General features: G+C 71.1%; 16 protein-coding genes. 9 read left to right on the top strand and 7 right to left on the bottom strand.

Annotation, left to right across the window (positions count from 1 at the left end):
* Positions 1–13 precede the first annotated feature (13 nt).
* Entirely contained in the window at positions 14–502 is a 489-nt protein-coding gene (locus ACIPK3_RS04150; protein ID WP_402566453.1) for a GNAT family N-acetyltransferase, read from the bottom strand.
* Between the two features lie 62 nt (positions 503–564).
* Between ACIPK3_RS04150 and ACIPK3_RS04145 the strand changes: the two genes are divergently transcribed.
* Together ACIPK3_RS04145 and ACIPK3_RS04140 are read left to right on the top strand one after the other, a co-directional pair.
* The gene (locus tag ACIPK3_RS04145) at positions 565–1,461 is read left to right on the top strand and encodes a TIGR01777 family oxidoreductase (RefSeq protein WP_402566452.1); all 897 of its coding nucleotides are present in this window, start codon (positions 565–567) and stop codon (positions 1,459–1,461) included.
* Between the two features lie 199 nt (positions 1,462–1,660).
* On the top strand, positions 1,661–3,019 hold the full coding sequence (locus ACIPK3_RS04140) for an NAD(P)/FAD-dependent oxidoreductase (protein ID WP_402566451.1): 1,359 nt from the start codon (positions 1,661–1,663) through the stop codon (positions 3,017–3,019).
* A 16-nt stretch (positions 3,020–3,035) separates the two neighbouring features.
* On the opposite strand, the gene ACIPK3_RS04135 is transcribed toward ACIPK3_RS04140, so the two are convergent.
* Positions 3,036–4,499: a regulator gene (locus tag ACIPK3_RS04135; protein ID WP_402566450.1), complete on the bottom strand. Its 1,464-nt coding sequence runs from the start codon at positions 4,497–4,499 to the stop codon at positions 3,036–3,038.
* Between the two features lie 240 nt (positions 4,500–4,739).
* On the opposite strand from ACIPK3_RS04135, the gene lipB reads away from it, so the two are divergent.
* The 4 genes from lipB (at position 4,740) to ACIPK3_RS04115 (ending at position 7,906) form a co-directional block, all read left to right on the top strand.
* A complete protein-coding gene (gene lipB / locus ACIPK3_RS04130) occupies positions 4,740–5,540 on the top strand; it encodes a lipoyl(octanoyl) transferase LipB (RefSeq protein WP_402566449.1) in 801 nt (266 codons plus the stop codon).
* A 113-nt stretch (positions 5,541–5,653) separates the two neighbouring features.
* Positions 5,654–6,643: a lipoyl synthase gene (gene lipA / locus ACIPK3_RS04125; RefSeq protein ID WP_402566448.1), complete on the top strand. Its 990-nt coding sequence runs from the start codon at positions 5,654–5,656 to the stop codon at positions 6,641–6,643.
* Between the two features lie 287 nt (positions 6,644–6,930).
* The gene (locus tag ACIPK3_RS04120; RefSeq protein ID WP_402566447.1) at positions 6,931–7,128 is read left to right on the top strand and encodes a hypothetical protein; all 198 of its coding nucleotides are present in this window, start codon (positions 6,931–6,933) and stop codon (positions 7,126–7,128) included.
* 76 nt (positions 7,129–7,204) lie between these two features.
* The gene (locus ACIPK3_RS04115; protein WP_402566446.1) at positions 7,205–7,906 is read left to right on the top strand and encodes a DUF4191 domain-containing protein; all 702 of its coding nucleotides are present in this window, start codon (positions 7,205–7,207) and stop codon (positions 7,904–7,906) included.
* A gap of 83 nt (positions 7,907–7,989) precedes the next feature.
* On the opposite strand, the gene ACIPK3_RS04110 is transcribed toward ACIPK3_RS04115, so the two are convergent.
* Positions 7,990–8,457 (bottom strand): RDD family protein, encoded by a 468-nt coding sequence (locus ACIPK3_RS04110; protein ID WP_402566445.1) that lies wholly within the window; start codon positions 8,455–8,457, stop codon positions 7,990–7,992.
* A 210-nt stretch (positions 8,458–8,667) separates the two neighbouring features.
* Here ACIPK3_RS04110 and glnA point away from each other — a divergent pair, with 210 nt between their 5' ends.
* Positions 8,668–10,077, top strand: a complete 1,410-nt coding sequence (gene glnA / locus ACIPK3_RS04105; RefSeq protein WP_402566444.1) for a type I glutamate--ammonia ligase — start codon at positions 8,668–8,670, stop codon at positions 10,075–10,077.
* Between the two features lie 92 nt (positions 10,078–10,169).
* On the opposite strand, the gene ACIPK3_RS04100 is transcribed toward glnA, so the two are convergent.
* The 4 genes from ACIPK3_RS04100 to ACIPK3_RS04085 form a co-directional block, all read right to left on the bottom strand.
* Positions 10,170–10,535 carry an Imm50 family immunity protein gene (locus tag ACIPK3_RS04100; RefSeq protein WP_402566443.1) on the bottom strand — a complete coding sequence of 122 codons (366 nt, stop codon included), beginning with the start codon at positions 10,533–10,535 and terminating at the stop codon, positions 10,170–10,172.
* Complete coding sequence (locus ACIPK3_RS04095; protein ID WP_402566442.1) at positions 10,525–11,022, bottom strand: Imm50 family immunity protein; 498 nt, start codon at positions 11,020–11,022, stop codon at positions 10,525–10,527. Before ACIPK3_RS04095 ends, ACIPK3_RS04100 begins: the two co-directional genes overlap by 11 nt.
* A gap of 20 nt (positions 11,023–11,042) precedes the next feature.
* Positions 11,043–12,344 (bottom strand): M48 family metalloprotease, encoded by a 1,302-nt coding sequence (locus ACIPK3_RS04090; protein WP_402566441.1) that lies wholly within the window; start codon positions 12,342–12,344, stop codon positions 11,043–11,045.
* A gap of 148 nt (positions 12,345–12,492) precedes the next feature.
* Positions 12,493–12,774, bottom strand: a complete 282-nt coding sequence (locus ACIPK3_RS04085) for a hypothetical protein (protein ID WP_402566440.1) — start codon at positions 12,772–12,774, stop codon at positions 12,493–12,495.
* A 320-nt stretch (positions 12,775–13,094) separates the two neighbouring features.
* On the opposite strand from ACIPK3_RS04085, the gene ACIPK3_RS04080 reads away from it, so the two are divergent.
* Positions 13,095–13,352, top strand: coding sequence for a hypothetical protein (locus ACIPK3_RS04080; RefSeq protein ID WP_402566439.1), 258 nt, complete (start codon positions 13,095–13,097; stop codon positions 13,350–13,352).
* 40 nt (positions 13,353–13,392) lie between these two features.
* A complete protein-coding gene (locus ACIPK3_RS04075; RefSeq protein ID WP_402566438.1) occupies positions 13,393–14,715 on the top strand; it encodes a hypothetical protein in 1,323 nt (440 codons plus the stop codon).
* Positions 14,716–14,745 lie beyond the last annotated feature (30 nt).

The following is a 14,745-nucleotide window of genomic DNA, read 5'->3' as shown; positions in this document are numbered from 1 at the left end:
CGGGCCGGGCGGGTCAGAGCGGGCGGCCCATGAACACGTCGTCCACGTAGGCGCCGTCCAGCAGGAACTCCTCGGGGAGCACTCCCTCGACCACGAAGCCCTCCGACGCGTAGAGCGCCCGAGCGGGGGTGTTGTGGCCGAGGACGCGCAGGGTGAGGCGACGGGCGCCGCGGCGACGGGCCTCCTCGACCGCGGCGCGGACCAGCGCGCGGCCGACGCCCCGGCCGCGGGCGTCGTCGTGGACGGCCAGGCCCTGGATCTGCCGGACGTGCGCGTTGGAGGCGAGCCGGGTGGGGAGGGCGAGCCGGATGTAGCCGACGATGCGCCGGTCGATTTCGGCCACCAGGATGTCCTCGGGCGTGGTGCGCTCGCCGAAGAAGGGTGCGTAAGGCGGCTGCGGCTCGGGCATCACCGCGTGCAGATACGACCAGGTGACCCGGTCGAGGCGGGCCAGCTCGTCCTCGTCGTCCGGCAGGGCGGTGCGTATGTACGGATCCGGCATGACGGCCACCTTAGACGTGACGTCGGACGTGACGGGAGCGCGGAACGGGGCAGGATGGGCGCATGGAACGATCTCGAATCGCGGTGGCGGGTGCGTCCGGTCTCATCGGCAGCGCGCTGGTGCGGTCCCTGACCGCGGACGGCCACGAGGTGGTGCGGCTGGTCCGCCGCGGGGCCCGGAGCGCCGACGAGGTGTGCTGGGACCCCGAGGGGCAGTACGTGGACGCGGCGGGGCTGGCGGGCTGCGACGCCGTGGTCAGCCTGGCGGGCGCGGGAATCGGCGACCAGCGCTGGACGGACGCGTACAAGCGGAAGATCAGGGACAGCCGGGTGCTGGGCACGGCGGCGCTCGCGGAGGCCGTGGCCGCGCTGGACGAGCCGCCGCGCGTGTTCGTCAGCGGCAGCGCGATCGGTTTCTACGGCGACACCGGTGACCGTGCCGTGGACGAGCGGACGCCACCCGGGGACGGTTTCCTGCCCTCCGTGTGCGTCGAGTGGGAGGAGGCGGCCGCGCCCGCCCAGGAGGCGGGGGTGCGCACGGTGTTCGCCCGCACCGGGTTGGTCGTGGCTCGCGGCGGCGGCGCGTGGGGGCGGCTGTTCCCGCTGTTCAAGGCCGGTCTTGGCGGCCGGATGGGGAACGGGCGGCAGTACTGGTCGTTCGTCGCGCTGCACGACGAGGTGGCCGCGCTCCGGCATCTGATCGACACCGAGGAGCTGTCAGGCCCGTTCAATCTGACCGCGCCCGAGCCGCTGACGAACGGTGAGATCGCAGCGGCGATGGGGCGGGTGCTGAAGCGTCCTGCGGTGCTGCCTGTTCCGGCTCCGGTGCTGCGGGCCGCGCTGGGCGAGATGGCGTCGGAGGTGCTGGGCAGTCAGCGGGTGCTGCCGAGGCGGCTGTTGGAGTCGGGCTTCGAGTTCGCGTTCCCCGGGATCGAGGACGCGATCCGGGCCGCCCGCTGACCGCGTGGCGCCGACCGCACGGAGCCGCCTCCTGACCGCACGAAGGTGACCGTATGCGACCGCCGTGCGACCGTGCTCTGTCGATGCGCGACTGTTCTCGACCGATCGCGGCCCTAACCTCGTCCCGAACTCGGGTATCCCTGGAGCCGGTTGGGGGCATCACGTCTGCACCGGCCGCGCAACGTGGAGGAGGGGCCTCGTGCTTGAGCCCGTGTACCAGGCGGACGTAGTCATCGTGGGAGCCGGCATCGCCGGACTGTCGGCGGCCCATCGGCTGACCAGCGCAGGAGTAACGACCGTAGTCCTGGAGGCCGCCCCTTACGTGGGCGGCCGCATGTCGACCGAGAAGGTGGACGGTTTCCGACTCGACCGGATCGGACAGCTCCTGTCCACCGCGTATCCCGAGCTGCGCCTGACACCGGGGCTGGACGACCTCGTCCTGCGCCCCTTCGCACCGGGCGTCCTGCTGCACCACGACGGACGCCGCCACCGCGCCGGCGCCCCGGCGGGCGGAGGGAGCGCGAGGGGCGCACTCCATGCGGTGCGCGCCCTGGCGAGCGCTCCCAGGAGTTCGGCCGCGTCGCCCGCACGCGCGAGCACCCCGACGGGCGGTGCCGTCGACCAGGCCCGGCTCGGCGTCGCGCTCGCCCGGATCGCCGCCACTCCCGTCGAGCGTCTGCTGTCCCGACCCGAGCAGCCCGCAGCCCAGGCCCTCGCGGCCCGCGGGGTGCCCGCCCGCACCATCGCCGGCTTCCTGCGTCCGCTGCTCGCCGCCCTGCTGTGCGACCCGGAGCTGACCACGTCCAGCCGGTGCGTCGACCTCGCACTGCGCGCCTTCGCGGCCGGCCGGCTCTGCCTGCCCGAGGGCGGCGCCGACACCCTGCCGGAGCTGCTCGCCCGTGCGCTGCCGCCCGGCACCGTGCACACCGGCGTGCGGGCCACCTCGGTCGCCACGACCGGGGTGACCACCGCCGAGCACGGCGAGTTCCGCTGCCGTGCGGTGCTGCTGGCCACCGACGCGCGGGCCGCGGCCGAACTGCTGCCCGGACTGCGGGTACCGGACTTCCACCCGGTCACGGTGGTGCACCACACCACCGACGAGCCCCCGGCCACCGGCTCCGCGCTGCTGCTCGACGCCGAGCGCGGCGGACCGGTCGCACACACCGCGGTGGTCAGCACCGTCGACCCGAGCCGCGCGCCCGCGGGCCGGACCCTGATCTCCTCGACCGTCCTCGGCACTCCCCCCGAGGAGGTCGACACGGCCGTACGCATGCACCTGTCCCGGCTGTACGGCACCTCGACCCGCCGCTGGGAGACCCTCGCCGTGCACCACACCGCCGAGGCCGTCCCGGTGATGCGCCCACCGCACGACCCACGCCGTCCGGTACGGCTCCTGGCGGGCCTGTACGTGTGCGGCGACCACCGCGACACCAGTACCGTCCAGGGCGCGCTGCACTCGGCCCACCGGGCCGCGTCGGCCATCCTGGCGGACCTCGGGGCGGCGGGCTCGATACACCGCGCCGACCCGCTGCCGGCGTCGATGAAGCGGGCGGCCTGAGGCCACCCGGGTCCGCTCACCCCAGAGCCGCCACCTTGTCCCGGTAGCCCCGGACCGGAGCCGCGTCCTTGTAGGGCTCCAGCCGACGCTCGAAGTCCTTGACGTACTCGATCGCCCGTACGGAACGCATCTCCACCGCCTGCCCGGCCGCCTCCGCGCCCAGCACGCAGGCCTGGTCCAGTTCGCCGAGGCCCAGGCGGGCGGTGGCGAGGACGACCCGGCAGAACAGACGGCTGCGGGCGAACGTGGGGGCGCGCAGTTGCAGCGAGCGCTCCGCGTGCTGCGCGGCGGCGCGGAACTGCTGGAGGTCCCGGTTGCAGTGCCCGAACTCGTCGGCGAGCTGCGCCTCGTCGAAGAACCGCGCCCAGTACGGCACCTCGTCCCCGGGCCGGGCCGCCTCCAGCGCGCGCTCCGCGCGGGCCATCGCGCCGGAGCAGGCCCGTACCTCGCCGAGTACGCCGTGCGCGCGGGCCTCCGCCGCATGCAGCAGCGCCTGCACCACCGGCGGGGCCGTGGTCCCCACGCCCTGCTGCGCCACCCGCGCCAGCTGCACGGCCTCCCGGCCGTGCCCGAGGTAGACGGCCTGCCGGCTCATGGTGACCAGGACGTAGGCGCCGTACGCCCGGTCCCCGGCGGCCTGGGCGAGCCGCAGCGCCTGGACGAAGTAGCGCTGGGCGAGCCCGTGCGCGGCGATGTCGTACGACGTCCAGCCCGCCAGCCGGGTCAGGTCGGCGGCGGCCGCGAACAGGCGCCGGCCGGTCTGCTCGCCGTAGGTGCCGCGCAGCATCGGCTCGCACTCGTGCTCCAGGTAGCGCACGAGGGCCTGGCGGGCGTGGCCGCCGCCGTAGGCGTCGTCGAGGGTGCGGAACAGCTCGCCGACCGAGCGCAGGGCGGCGATGTCGCCGCCGGTGATGCGCTGGCCGGGCCCGCGTTCGGCGTGGACACGGGCACGGGCCGGTTCGGCCGGGGGCACGAGTCTGGGCAGGACGGGACGTCCCTGGGCGGGCACCCGGGGCACGGGTTCGCCCCGCGCCACCCGGTCGTCGGCCCGGCCGATCAGCCAGTCCCGGCTGGGCACGACGAGCCCCGCCGGGGTGAACGCGATCTTGCGCAGCTCGATGTGGCTGCCGGAGTCCTTGCGCCACAGCCCGCCGACGATGTCGACGGCCTCCTCGGGGGTCGCCGCGAACTCCAGCCCGGCGTACACCGGCGCACAGGCGTCCAGGCCGAGATCCTGGGCCGTGAGCCTGCGCCCGAGGCGCCGGGTGAAGACCTCGGCGATGAGCGCCGGTGTGGTGCCCCGGGGCTGCTGTCCGCGGAGCCACCGGGTCACGGACGTCTTGTCGTATCTCAGGTCCAGCCCGTGTTCCAGGCCGAGCTGGTCGACGCGACGGGCCAGTCCCGCGTTGGAGAATCCCGCTTCTGCGATGAGCGCGGCGAGCTGTCGATTGGGAGTGCGCTGCGCGGGTCGTTCCGTCATCTGCGGTGCGGTCTCCTGCCTTCCAGGACTGTGAGGTGCCCGGATTGCTTGTGAGCAGCTCTTCATGGCCTCGTGAACGGCGCGAATGTAGCGGAGAGTGAGCACCTGATCGCAGGCTTCCGGTTTCATTCATCCGATCGTGTGAGGATTGACCTCAGGGCTGACGTGCTCCGGACGGTCGTACAGTGGCTTGGGCGCACCACACGCCTGACAGACCCGTCGCCGAGGGAGGCGCTTGCCGTGAGTGAGTTGCGGTTCGTCCGCATGGGGTTCGGCGCACAGGCCGTCGAGTACCAGGAGGCCTGGGAGGAACAGCGCCGGGTGCACGCGGCACGGTTCGCCGACGAGCTCCCCGACACCGTGCTGCTGCTCGAACACCCCCCGGTCTACACGGCGGGCCGGCGCACCGCGGACAGCGAACGCCCGCTGGACGGCACGCCCGTCGTCGACGTGGACCGCGGCGGCAAGATCACCTGGCACGGCCCGGGACAGCTGGTCGGCTACCCCATCCAGAAGCTGCCGCGCCCGGTGGACGTGGTCGCGCACGTACGGCGCCTGGAGGAGGCCCTGATCCGCACCTGCGCCGAGCTCGGCCTGGAGACCACCCGGATCGAGGGGCGCAGCGGGGTGTGGGTGCTCGGCGACCCCGTCGAGCGGCGGCCGGCCCTCGGCGGGCTCTCCCTGGACTTCGACCCCAGGCTGACCGACGAGGAGTTCGACGCGCGCCTGAACGGCCCGGAGTACGCCCCCTCCAACGCGGGCCAGCGTCGCGAGGACCGCAAGATCGCCGCGATCGGCATCCGCGTCGCCAAGGGCGTCACGATGCACGGCTTCGCCCTCAACGTGAACCCGGACAACGTCTGGTTCGACCGGATCATCCCGTGCGGCATCCGCGACGCGGGCGTCACCTCGCTCGCCAACGAGCTGGGCCGGGACGTCACGGTCGAGGAGGTGCTGCCGGTGGTCGAGCGGCATCTGCGGGAGATCCTGGAGAACGCGGACCTGAGGCCGAGGGTCGTCGAGAAGACCCCGGTCGCGTAGAAGGGGGGCCGGGGGCGGCAGCCCCCGGTAGTGGCCCAGCACCCACCCCGGGCCACGGAATCAACGGGCGTACCCTGGGGAACGCCGAAGAATCAAACGCTAGGGAGCCGGTCGTGTCCGCAGTCGCACCCGACGGACGCAAGATGCTGCGCCTGGAGGTCCGCAACAGCCAGACCCCCATCGAGCGCAAGCCCGAGTGGATCAAGACCCGGGCGAAAATGGGCCCCGAGTACACGAAGATGCAGAACCTGGTGAAGGGCGAGGGCCTGCACACGGTCTGCCAGGAAGCCGGCTGCCCGAACATCTACGAGTGCTGGGAGGACCGCGAGGCGACCTTCCTCATCGGCGGCGACCAGTGCACCCGGCGTTGCGACTTCTGCCAGATCGACACCGGCAAGCCCGAGGCACTGGACCGCGACGAGCCCCGCCGGGTCGGCGAGTCCGTGGTGACCATGGACCTCAACTACGCCACGATCACCGGCGTCGCCCGCGACGACCTGGAGGACGGCGGCGCCTGGCTGTACGCGGAGACGGTCCGCCAGATCCACCAGCAGACCGCGGGCCGCGAGGCGGGCCGCACCAAGGTCGAGCTGCTCGCCCCCGACTTCAACGCGGTCCCCGAGCTGCTGCGGCAGGTCTTCGAGTCCCGCCCCGAGGTCTTCGCGCACAACGTCGAGACGGTCCCCCGGATCTTCAAGCGGATCCGCCCCGGCTTCCGCTACGAGCGCTCCCTGCAGGTCATCACGGCTGCCCGCGACTACGGCCTGGTCACCAAGTCGAACCTGATCCTCGGCATGGGCGAGACCCGCGAGGAGGTCAGCGAGGCGCTCCAGCAGCTGCACGACGCCGGATGCGAACTGATCACCATCACGCAGTACCTGCGCCCGTCCGTGCGCCACCACCCCGTGGAGCGCTGGGTCAAGCCGCACGAGTTCGTGGAGCTGAAGGAGGAGGCCGAGGAGATCGGCTTCTCCGGCGTGATGTCCGGCCCGCTGGTCCGGTCCTCGTACCGCGCCGGGCGCCTCTACCAGATGGCGATGGAACAGCGTGGGTCGGCCGCCCCGCAGCCGGGCGACGCCCTCGCCGCCCCGCAGGCCGTCTGACACGTCGTCATGACCGGCGCGTCCACTGCGCCGTACGGGTGCGGGACAACCGTGTGAACTCCCGCACAAGCAGTTACTCGCCAGTAATGGCCGAGAAGACGCGGCCCTGACGGTCCTCGCAGATGAGGGCGTTCGTCAGGGCCGCGTCAACACTCCACCCCCGCCCCATCAAGGTTTCATTGGCGTTTGACCGGTCGGTCACACCCTGGTAACACCGAACAGTGACTCTGGTATCACGCCCCGTACATCCGTACCCGTACCCGAAACCACCGAGGGGGACCACCGCCATGCAGGCCGCGCCCGTCCGCGCCACTCCCATCCCGTCCTTCACCGACGCGCTCCGCGCCGTCGAGTCCCTGCTCATGAGCGGTGGCCAGCGCACCGCCCGCCGCAACGCCTGGACGTCCGTCCTGGAGGACCGCCGTCGCGCCAAGGACAGGGTCGAGGCGCAGCGCGTGCTGGAGCAGGCCGCCACCCGCCCCTGACGCACTCCTGTCGACCTCTCCCGCCGTCCGGGCACTGCCGTCGTGGGCACTCCTGGGGCCACGTAGACTTCGTGGCATGGCGAGGAAGGAAACCGCGGCGGAGACTGCGAACCCAGGGCGACTGAAGCAGATCGCTCTCACTTACAAGATGACCCGCAAGGCCGACAAAACGATCGGTCTTGTACTCGCGGCTATCGGCATCGGCACCTTCGGTGTTCTCCTCGCGATCGGCTTCTTGATCGGCCACCCCGTTTATCTCGGCATCCTGGGCCTGCTGCTCGCGTTGCTGGCGACGGCGATCGTCTTCGGCCGCCGGGCCGAGCGGGCGGCCTTCGGGCAGATGGAGGGCCAGCCGGGCGCTGCCGCGGCCGTGCTCGACAACATCGGCCGGGGCTGGACGACCACCCCCGCGGTGGCGATGAACCGTAACCAGGACGTGGTGCACCGCGCGGTCGGCAAGGCCGGCATCGTGCTGGTCGCCGAGGGCAACCCGAACCGGGTGAAGACCCTGCTCGCCGCCGAGAAGAAGAAGATGAACCGGATCGTCGCGGACGTACCGGTGCACGATCTGATCGTGGGCACCGGCGAGGACCAGGTCCCGCTGAAGAAGCTGCGCACGACCATGCTGAAGTTCCCGCGCGTGCTGGCCGGCCCCCAGGTGACCGCCACCAACGACCGGCTGCGTGCCATGGGCGATCTGATGAGCAACATGCCCCTCCCGAAGGGCCCCATGCCGAAGGGCATGCGCATGCCGAGGGGCGGCTCGAACGGCCGCTGACTTCCCCTGACGCGAGAGGAGGGGCGCCCGGATCACTCCGGGCGCCCCTCCTCTCGCGTCAGCGAGTACGGTGGCGCCGTCTGCTAGATCCGCACCTCGACCGTCGCCGCCAGCCGGTCGTGCAGGCCGCGGCCGTCGCGGTCCCAGATGAGCGGCGGGAGGGCGAGGAACAGCAGCACCGTGCGCAGGAGTGCGCGCGGCGGGCTGATCCGGCCGGTCTCCAGGGCCACCACACGCAGGCCGAACAGGCGCTTGCCCGGAGTGGAGCCGACCGTGGCGAGGGTGAGGACCATCAGCGTCAGCAGAATGAGCGGCGCCCAGACCTGGGCCGCCCTGTTGTAGCTGTCGGTGACCAGGCCGTATGCGATCATGAGGCACAGTGCCCAGTCCACGGCGAGAGCGCCCAGCCGCCGCCCGGGCCGGGCGATCGAGCCGGGCCCGCTCTCCGGCAGCCCGAGCTGCTCGCCCCGGTATCCGAGATCGGCACCGGCGTCTTCCATGGCGGCGCGCGGCCCGGAGAGCCACGATCCCATTGCTTGCCTGTTGTCCACCCGACCACGGTACTGCCACCGTGCAGGCGGGGGGCGCGCCGGGGTGGCCCAGCGCTACCGTGGTAGAGAAGCCGGTTAACTTCTGCGAAACAATCGGGTCACGCCCGAGAAATCACCCATCCCTAGGGTCGGGCACAGCGTGTGCCACCGCACTGGCCGCACGATCGAACTACCACCCCGGCGCGGACGGTCGGGAGTAGGAGGAGCTGGATGTTCCAGAACGCAGACGACGCCAAGAAGTTCATCGCTGACGAGGACGTCAAGTTCGTCGATGTCCGGTTCTGCGACCTGCCGGGCGTCATGCAGCACTTCACGGTGCCCGTCGAGGCGTTCGACCCGGACGAGGAGCTCGCCTTCGACGGATCCTCGATCCGTGGCTTCCAGGCGATCCACGAGTCCGACATGGCGCTCCGCGCGGACCTGTCGACCGCTCGGGTCGACCCGTTCCGCCGCGACAAGACGCTGAACATCAACTTCTTCATCCACGACCCGATCACGGGCGAGCAGTACTCCCGTGACCCGCGCAACGTGGCCAAGAAGGCCGAGGCCTACCTCGCCTCCACCGGAATCGCGGACACCGCGTACTTCGGTCCCGAGGCCGAGTTCTACGTCTTCGACAGCGTGCGCTTCGCGACCACGGCGAACGAGTCCTTCTACCACATCGACTCCGAGGCCGGCGCCTGGAACACCGGTGCGGTCGAGGACAACCGCGGTTACAAGGTCCGCTACAAGGGCGGCTACTTCCCGGTCCCGCCGGTCGACCACTTCGCCGACCTGCGCGCCGAGATCAGCCTGGAGCTGGACAGGGCCGGCCTCAAGGTCGAGCGCCAGCACCACGAGGTGGGCACCGCCGGCCAGGCCGAGATCAACTACAAGTTCAACACGCTGCTCGCGGCCGCCGACGACCTCCAGCTCTTCAAGTACATCGTGAAGAACGTGGCCTGGCGCAACGGCAAGACCGCGACCTTCATGCCGAAGCCGATCTTCGGCGACAACGGCTCGGGCATGCACGTGCACCAGTCGCTGTGGACCAACGGCGACCCGCTGTTCTACGACGAGGCCGGTTACGCGGGCCTGTCGGACACCGCCCGCTACTACATCGGCGGCATCCTCAAGCACGCCCCGTCGCTGCTGGCCTTCACCAACCCGACGGTGAACTCCTACCACCGTCTGGTGCCGGGCTTCGAGGCGCCGATCAACCTGGTCTACTCGCAGCGCAACCGCTCCGCCGCGATGCGTATCCCGATCACGGGCTCCAACCCGAAGGCCAAGCGCGTCGAGTTCCGCGCGCCCGACTCCTCCGGCAACCCGTACCTGGCCTTCTCGGCCCTGCTCCTCGCGGGCCTCGACGGCATCAAGAACAAGATCGAGCCGGCCGAGCCGATCGACAAGGACCTCTACGAGCTGGCTCCCGAGGAGCACGCGAACGTCGCCCAGGTCCCGACCTCGCTCCCCGCCGTCCTCGACTCCCTGGAGCGCGACCACGAGTTCCTGCTCGCCGGTGACGTCTTCACGTCCGACCTGATCGAGACGTGGATCGACTTCAAGCGCACGAACGAGATCGCGCCGCTGCAGCTGCGTCCGCACCCGCACGAGTTCGAGCTGTACTTCGACGTGTGACAGACGTCTGAGAACCACACGGTGAGGGCCGCTGTCCCGTTCGGGGCAGTGGCCCGATCCATGTCCGCGATCGTGACCGAGCGAATCGGGATTCAGATGCCGTCCGAGGCCAGATACGCGCGTGTTCTCGCCAACCGAGCCGTCGCGGCGCGGAATGCGATTCCCGATTCGGGCGACCCGAGGAGCATTTCGACGAATTCCTCGCGGACCGTCATCTCGATGTTCCGGGCGGCAACGGCATCCCATCCGGTGACCCGGAGCCCTTCCACTCCTTCGAGGACGAGATAGAACTCGAAGGCGTTGAAACCCCGCTCCTGCCATTCCGCAGGGGCGTCCACCGGGAGGTCTCGCGTGTGGAATCCCAGGGTCACCGATTTCCCGCGTTCATCGATGTGCACGTAGAACGGATCGCAGGGGGACTCCAGGAGACGCGACCAGTCGGCGCTCTCAGCGCTCATAGAACGTGCTCTCCTGGGTACCGGGAAGAGAGCTGTGGCGTCGGGCGTCGATCCTGCTCATGAACAGATGGACCCCTTCGTCGGTTCCGTTCTCCTCGATCCTGAACGCGCTCACGTGGCCGACGCGTACGGACTCACTGCAAGTGAAGCCCAGCGACAGTCCGCGGCCTTGGACGGTCACCCGCATACGCCGCTCACTTCCCTGCGGAACGAACACGACGTCGCCCACGACCGGTGGCGTCCAGTCGGTGAGGGAGATTCCTTCCACCGCGAGGAACTGGAATTGGCACTGCACCGTGTCCAGGCCCGCGTCGATCCATTCCCGCGGAGCCGTACCGGGATACGAATGCAGGTCGACCCGCAGGGTCACCGTGGGGCCGCGCCAGTTCAGATTGACCGATCGGATCCGAGCACCGGTCAGGTCCGGGACGTGGCCGTAGAGCGACCGCAGCACCTCCGGATTCACGAGGAATCCCTCAACGGTCATAGTAATAACGCTGTTTCTCTCTAGTGGGCGACGCCGTCGCGAATGATGCGCGCGGCCACCTTGCCGCGGGCGTCGGCGAGTTCGGTGGCGATGCGGCGCTCTCGCCCGGAGTCCGCCACCACCGCAGCAGGCGCAGGTGGGCCGACGAGCAGACACGCGCGCCTGAGATGTGTCGGCGGGTGGGTCTCGTCGACGCTGTGCCCGCGCAGGGCGCTCAGGCGCCGCCGGCGCTCGTGCTCGTGCTCGGGGATGGCCGCCATGTGTCTGCCGAGCCGCTCCCACAGCCCGTCGGGCCCGGCCTCGATCACGGCGGCGGACCGTGGTCCGTTGCGGGCGGACCGTGGTCCGTTGCGGGCGGCGACGTTGATCTCACGGCGGAGGGCGACGACGATCGAGTCCGCGACCAGGAGCCGGTCCATGAGGCCCACGGCCGCCTCGGTCGACGCGGCGCGCGCGGCCCCGCGGTCGGCCGCGTATTCGGCCCGGCGGGTGGCCCGCAGCGTCAGCTGGTTCAGGAGCGCCAGCATGCCTCGGACGAGCAGACGAGGCACGATGTAAAGCAGGTTGACGACCGCTTCGACGTTGGACGCCTGCGAGACGGGGGCCAGGTAGTAGCACCAAATGGTCAGTGAGCGGTACGCGGTGCCCACGACCAGGCCGTAGCGGGTGTCCCCGTTGCTGAAATGAGCGAGTTCGTGACCCAGCAGCGCGACCCTCTGCTGCGGGGTGAGTGTCTCCCACAAGGGAAGCCCCAGGCTGAGCAGTCGGCGCCCACGCAGACCGTAGGCCACGACGCTCGCGTTGACCTCCGCGTCGATCTTGATCAGGTCGACACCCCGGGTACCAACCACCTGGGCGACCTCGTCGACCAGCGCATGGAGCTCCGGGGCGTCATCGCGGCGCAGGACCGGCCCCTCCTCGGGCGCCCGCGGCAGCCGAGGCCGGAGAAACCACGCGATCACCAGGACGACCACGCCGAAGACCATGCCCGGCGATGCCCACGCACGCACCAGCAACCAGACACCCAAGAAGGTCACGGCCACGGTGACGCCGTGCACGACGAGGGCGATCACGAAGGCCAGGAGGGAAGAGACGTCGCGGCGCACGCGCAGACTCTCCCCGTCCCTCGCATCGGCGAGAAGGTACTCGCCGTGCCGATGGGCAAGGGCGCGCCGCACCCTGCCCAGACGGTCCGGCGTCTCCTGAGGGAGTGCCGGGTCCACGTTCCAGTCACAAGCACTGCACCACGTGACGAACCGGCTGTCCGCCGGCATCTCGGCACCGCACTCCGGGCACGGCTCCGTCGTTTCGATAGCGCGCATGGATGCGCTCTCCCCCCATCCCCGCAGCCTCTCCCCAGAGACTGCCTGCTCACGATACGCGAGGAGATGATCGCGGCGGAGGGTCGCCGCCCGCGCAATCCGCGGACGGCGACCCTCACCATTGCTGCGGAGTCCGGTCGGGCTGGACTCAGGCCACGATCACGATGACCGAGGAGCCGGTGTTGAAGCCACCGCCGTAGCCGTAGGGGAAGAAGTTGTTGAAGCCGTTGTTGAAGCCGTAGCCACCGTAGTAGCCGTAGCCGCAGTTGCCCCACCAGCCGCCGTTGAAGCAGCCGCGGCCGCCGCCGGTGCTGATTTGGCTGGGTGCTGCTGCGGTGGCCGTGCCGGCAGTGGCGATGGTGGCACCACTTGCCAGGAGGACACCGATGGCGGATGCCGCCGCGAAACGCTTAGCACGTTGTGCTTTCATGACTTACCTTCCTTCCACCCCTCGTGCGGTTCTCGACTGCACGAAGTCGGATGGCCGCGACCTCAGAGTGAAAAGTCCGGCGCGGTCGTAGGTCATGCCGTGAGCGGGATACGCCAGGTTGGTACGCACCCCGCGCTTCGGCTCTCATCTAGATCTTAGATTGGGTTGGGCGACCCAGCATCCTGAGCCGAATGGCGGCGGATTCTCAGCCGATCGGGGCGGGCGGTGGCCGGTGGCGCCCTTTCCATCCCGCTTCACAGACCTCCTCCCCTCGGGGGATCATCCCCCTGACTCTGTCCGATGAGAGAGGTTGAACGGGGATGACCGAACAGGACGACTGGGAGAGGGAGTTCGACCACAAGTGGGCGAGTTCCGCCGAGCACAAGGAGCCCTCCGCACGGGCTCGGATGCTCGCCGCCCGCTGGCGGGAGAACCCGCCCGACCCGGCGCCGTTCCGCGCCGCCCCGGGGCCGGTGCCTTCGCGCCGGGCCTCGTGGATATCCACGGCCGTGGTCCTGGGCTGCGTGGCCGGGCTGATCGTCCTGCTCGGATATCTCCAGATGCGAGCCCCCTACTGAGTACGGAGAGCCACACGTGACCAAGTACGGAGAGCCACACGTGGAAGAACGAGGCCTCCGGTCCGGAGCTGCCGCGGCGCTGCGGCTCGCGGAGGGGGCGGCCCTCGACGAGGTGATCGGGCGCGGCGGTCCGGCCGACTGGATCGCGCTGGACGAGGGCGTACGGACGCAGGACTGGTCGCACCCGCCCTACGGCGTGCCGCTGTGGGAGAACACGACGGGTGGGCGCGGGCTCCCCACCGTCCTGCGCGGCGAGCCGACGCTCACCGAGCCGCAGCTGGCGCTCGCGCTGTGCCACCGCGACGGCCGGATCCGACATCGGGCGCTGGGCATGGCGGCCGGTCGCCCGGCGCTGCTGCCACTGGTCGTGCTGCGGTGCGCGGACTGGGCGGAGCCGGTGCGGGAGCGGGCGCGCAAGCGGCTGGCGGAGGCGCTGGACGTGGCGGGCGCCGTCCGGCTCACCCCGCTGATGCTGCGCGTCAGCGGCCGCAGGCGGGGCGATTTCGCCCTCGGCCTGGCGGACGGCCTGCTGTCCGGGGCGTCCCGGGAGGAGTTCGCGCCGCTGCTCACCGACCCGGACCGGGTGGTACGCCGCTTCGCCCACCGCCGCGCGATAGAGGAGGGCCGCCTCTCCCCCGCCGAGCTGGCGCGCACGGCCGCCCGGGACGCCGACACGGTCGTGCTGAGCATGTGCGCGCAGGCCGCCGTGACGGAGGGCGACGACCGGGACGGCATGGTCGAAACCCTGCTGTCCGCCCGCTCCGCCCAGGCCCGGTCGGCCGGGGTGACCGTGCTGCGCCGGCTCGGGCGTCCAAAGCGGGCGGAGGACTTCCTGGCCGACTCCGCGGGGCTGGTGCGGGCCTGCGCACGGTATGTCGTACGGCAGCACGGGACCGACCCGCTGCCCTGGTACCGGGACCGGTGCGCCGATCCCGGCGACCCGGCGTTGCGGCCCGGCGCGGTGATCGGGCTCGCGGAGTGCGGGCAGCGCGCGGACGCCGCCCTGCTGTGGCCGCTCGTTGATCATCCGGCGCCGGGGGTACGGGGGCGGGCGGTGGGCGGGCTGCGCCTCCTGGATGTCACGGACGTGCCGCGGATGCGGGCGCTGCTCGACGATCCCGCACCCGGCGTGGTACGCGAGGCGACTCTCGCGCTGCTGCCCTCGGCCGAGCTCCTGGACGAGGAGTGGCTGACGGAACGCCTCGCCGCGGAGCGGCCCCGCTGGGTACGGGTCTCGGCGTACCGGCTGCTCGTCGCGCACGGCGGGGCCGTACAGCTGCGTGCCGCGACGAGGCTGGCGGACGACCCGGACGACCGGCTGCGCCGGCGGGCCCGGGCGACGGCAGGGCGGTGGCAGCGGTAGGACGAGGGTGCTGCGTGGTGCCCGCGGCGG

Source organism: Streptomyces sp. NPDC086787 (assembly GCF_044745865.1).
GTDB lineage: Bacteria > Actinomycetota > Actinomycetes > Streptomycetales > Streptomycetaceae > Streptomyces.
Note: the sequence above shows the minus strand (reverse complement) of the source record. Positions and strands in the feature narration are given on the sequence as shown.

Excerpts from the sequence above, each read along its gene's own strand:
- ACIPK3_RS04145 (WP_402566452.1), top strand. The coding sequence starts at position 565 with ATGGAACGATCTCGAATCGCGGTGGCGGGTGCGTCCGGTCTCATCGGC.
- ACIPK3_RS04135 (WP_402566450.1), bottom strand. The coding sequence starts at position 4,499 with ATGACGGAACGACCCGCGCAGCGCACTCCCAATCGACAGCTCGCCGCG.
- ACIPK3_RS04095 (WP_402566442.1), bottom strand. The coding sequence starts at position 11,022 with ATGACCGTTGAGGGATTCCTCGTGAATCCGGAGGTGCTGCGGTCGCTC.
- ACIPK3_RS04090 (WP_402566441.1), bottom strand. The coding sequence starts at position 12,344 with ATGCGCGCTATCGAAACGACGGAGCCGTGCCCGGAGTGCGGTGCCGAG.
- ACIPK3_RS04120 (WP_402566447.1), top strand. The coding sequence starts at position 6,931 with ATGCAGGCCGCGCCCGTCCGCGCCACTCCCATCCCGTCCTTCACCGAC.
- glnA (WP_402566444.1), top strand. The coding sequence starts at position 8,668 with ATGTTCCAGAACGCAGACGACGCCAAGAAGTTCATCGCTGACGAGGAC.
- ACIPK3_RS04085 (WP_402566440.1), bottom strand. The coding sequence starts at position 12,774 with ATGAAAGCACAACGTGCTAAGCGTTTCGCGGCGGCATCCGCCATCGGT.
- ACIPK3_RS04115 (WP_402566446.1), top strand. The coding sequence starts at position 7,205 with ATGGCGAGGAAGGAAACCGCGGCGGAGACTGCGAACCCAGGGCGACTG.
- ACIPK3_RS04080 (WP_402566439.1), top strand. The coding sequence starts at position 13,095 with ATGACCGAACAGGACGACTGGGAGAGGGAGTTCGACCACAAGTGGGCG.
- ACIPK3_RS04150 (WP_402566453.1), bottom strand. The coding sequence starts at position 502 with ATGCCGGATCCGTACATACGCACCGCCCTGCCGGACGACGAGGACGAG.
- ACIPK3_RS04100 (WP_402566443.1), bottom strand. The coding sequence starts at position 10,535 with ATGAGCGCTGAGAGCGCCGACTGGTCGCGTCTCCTGGAGTCCCCCTGC.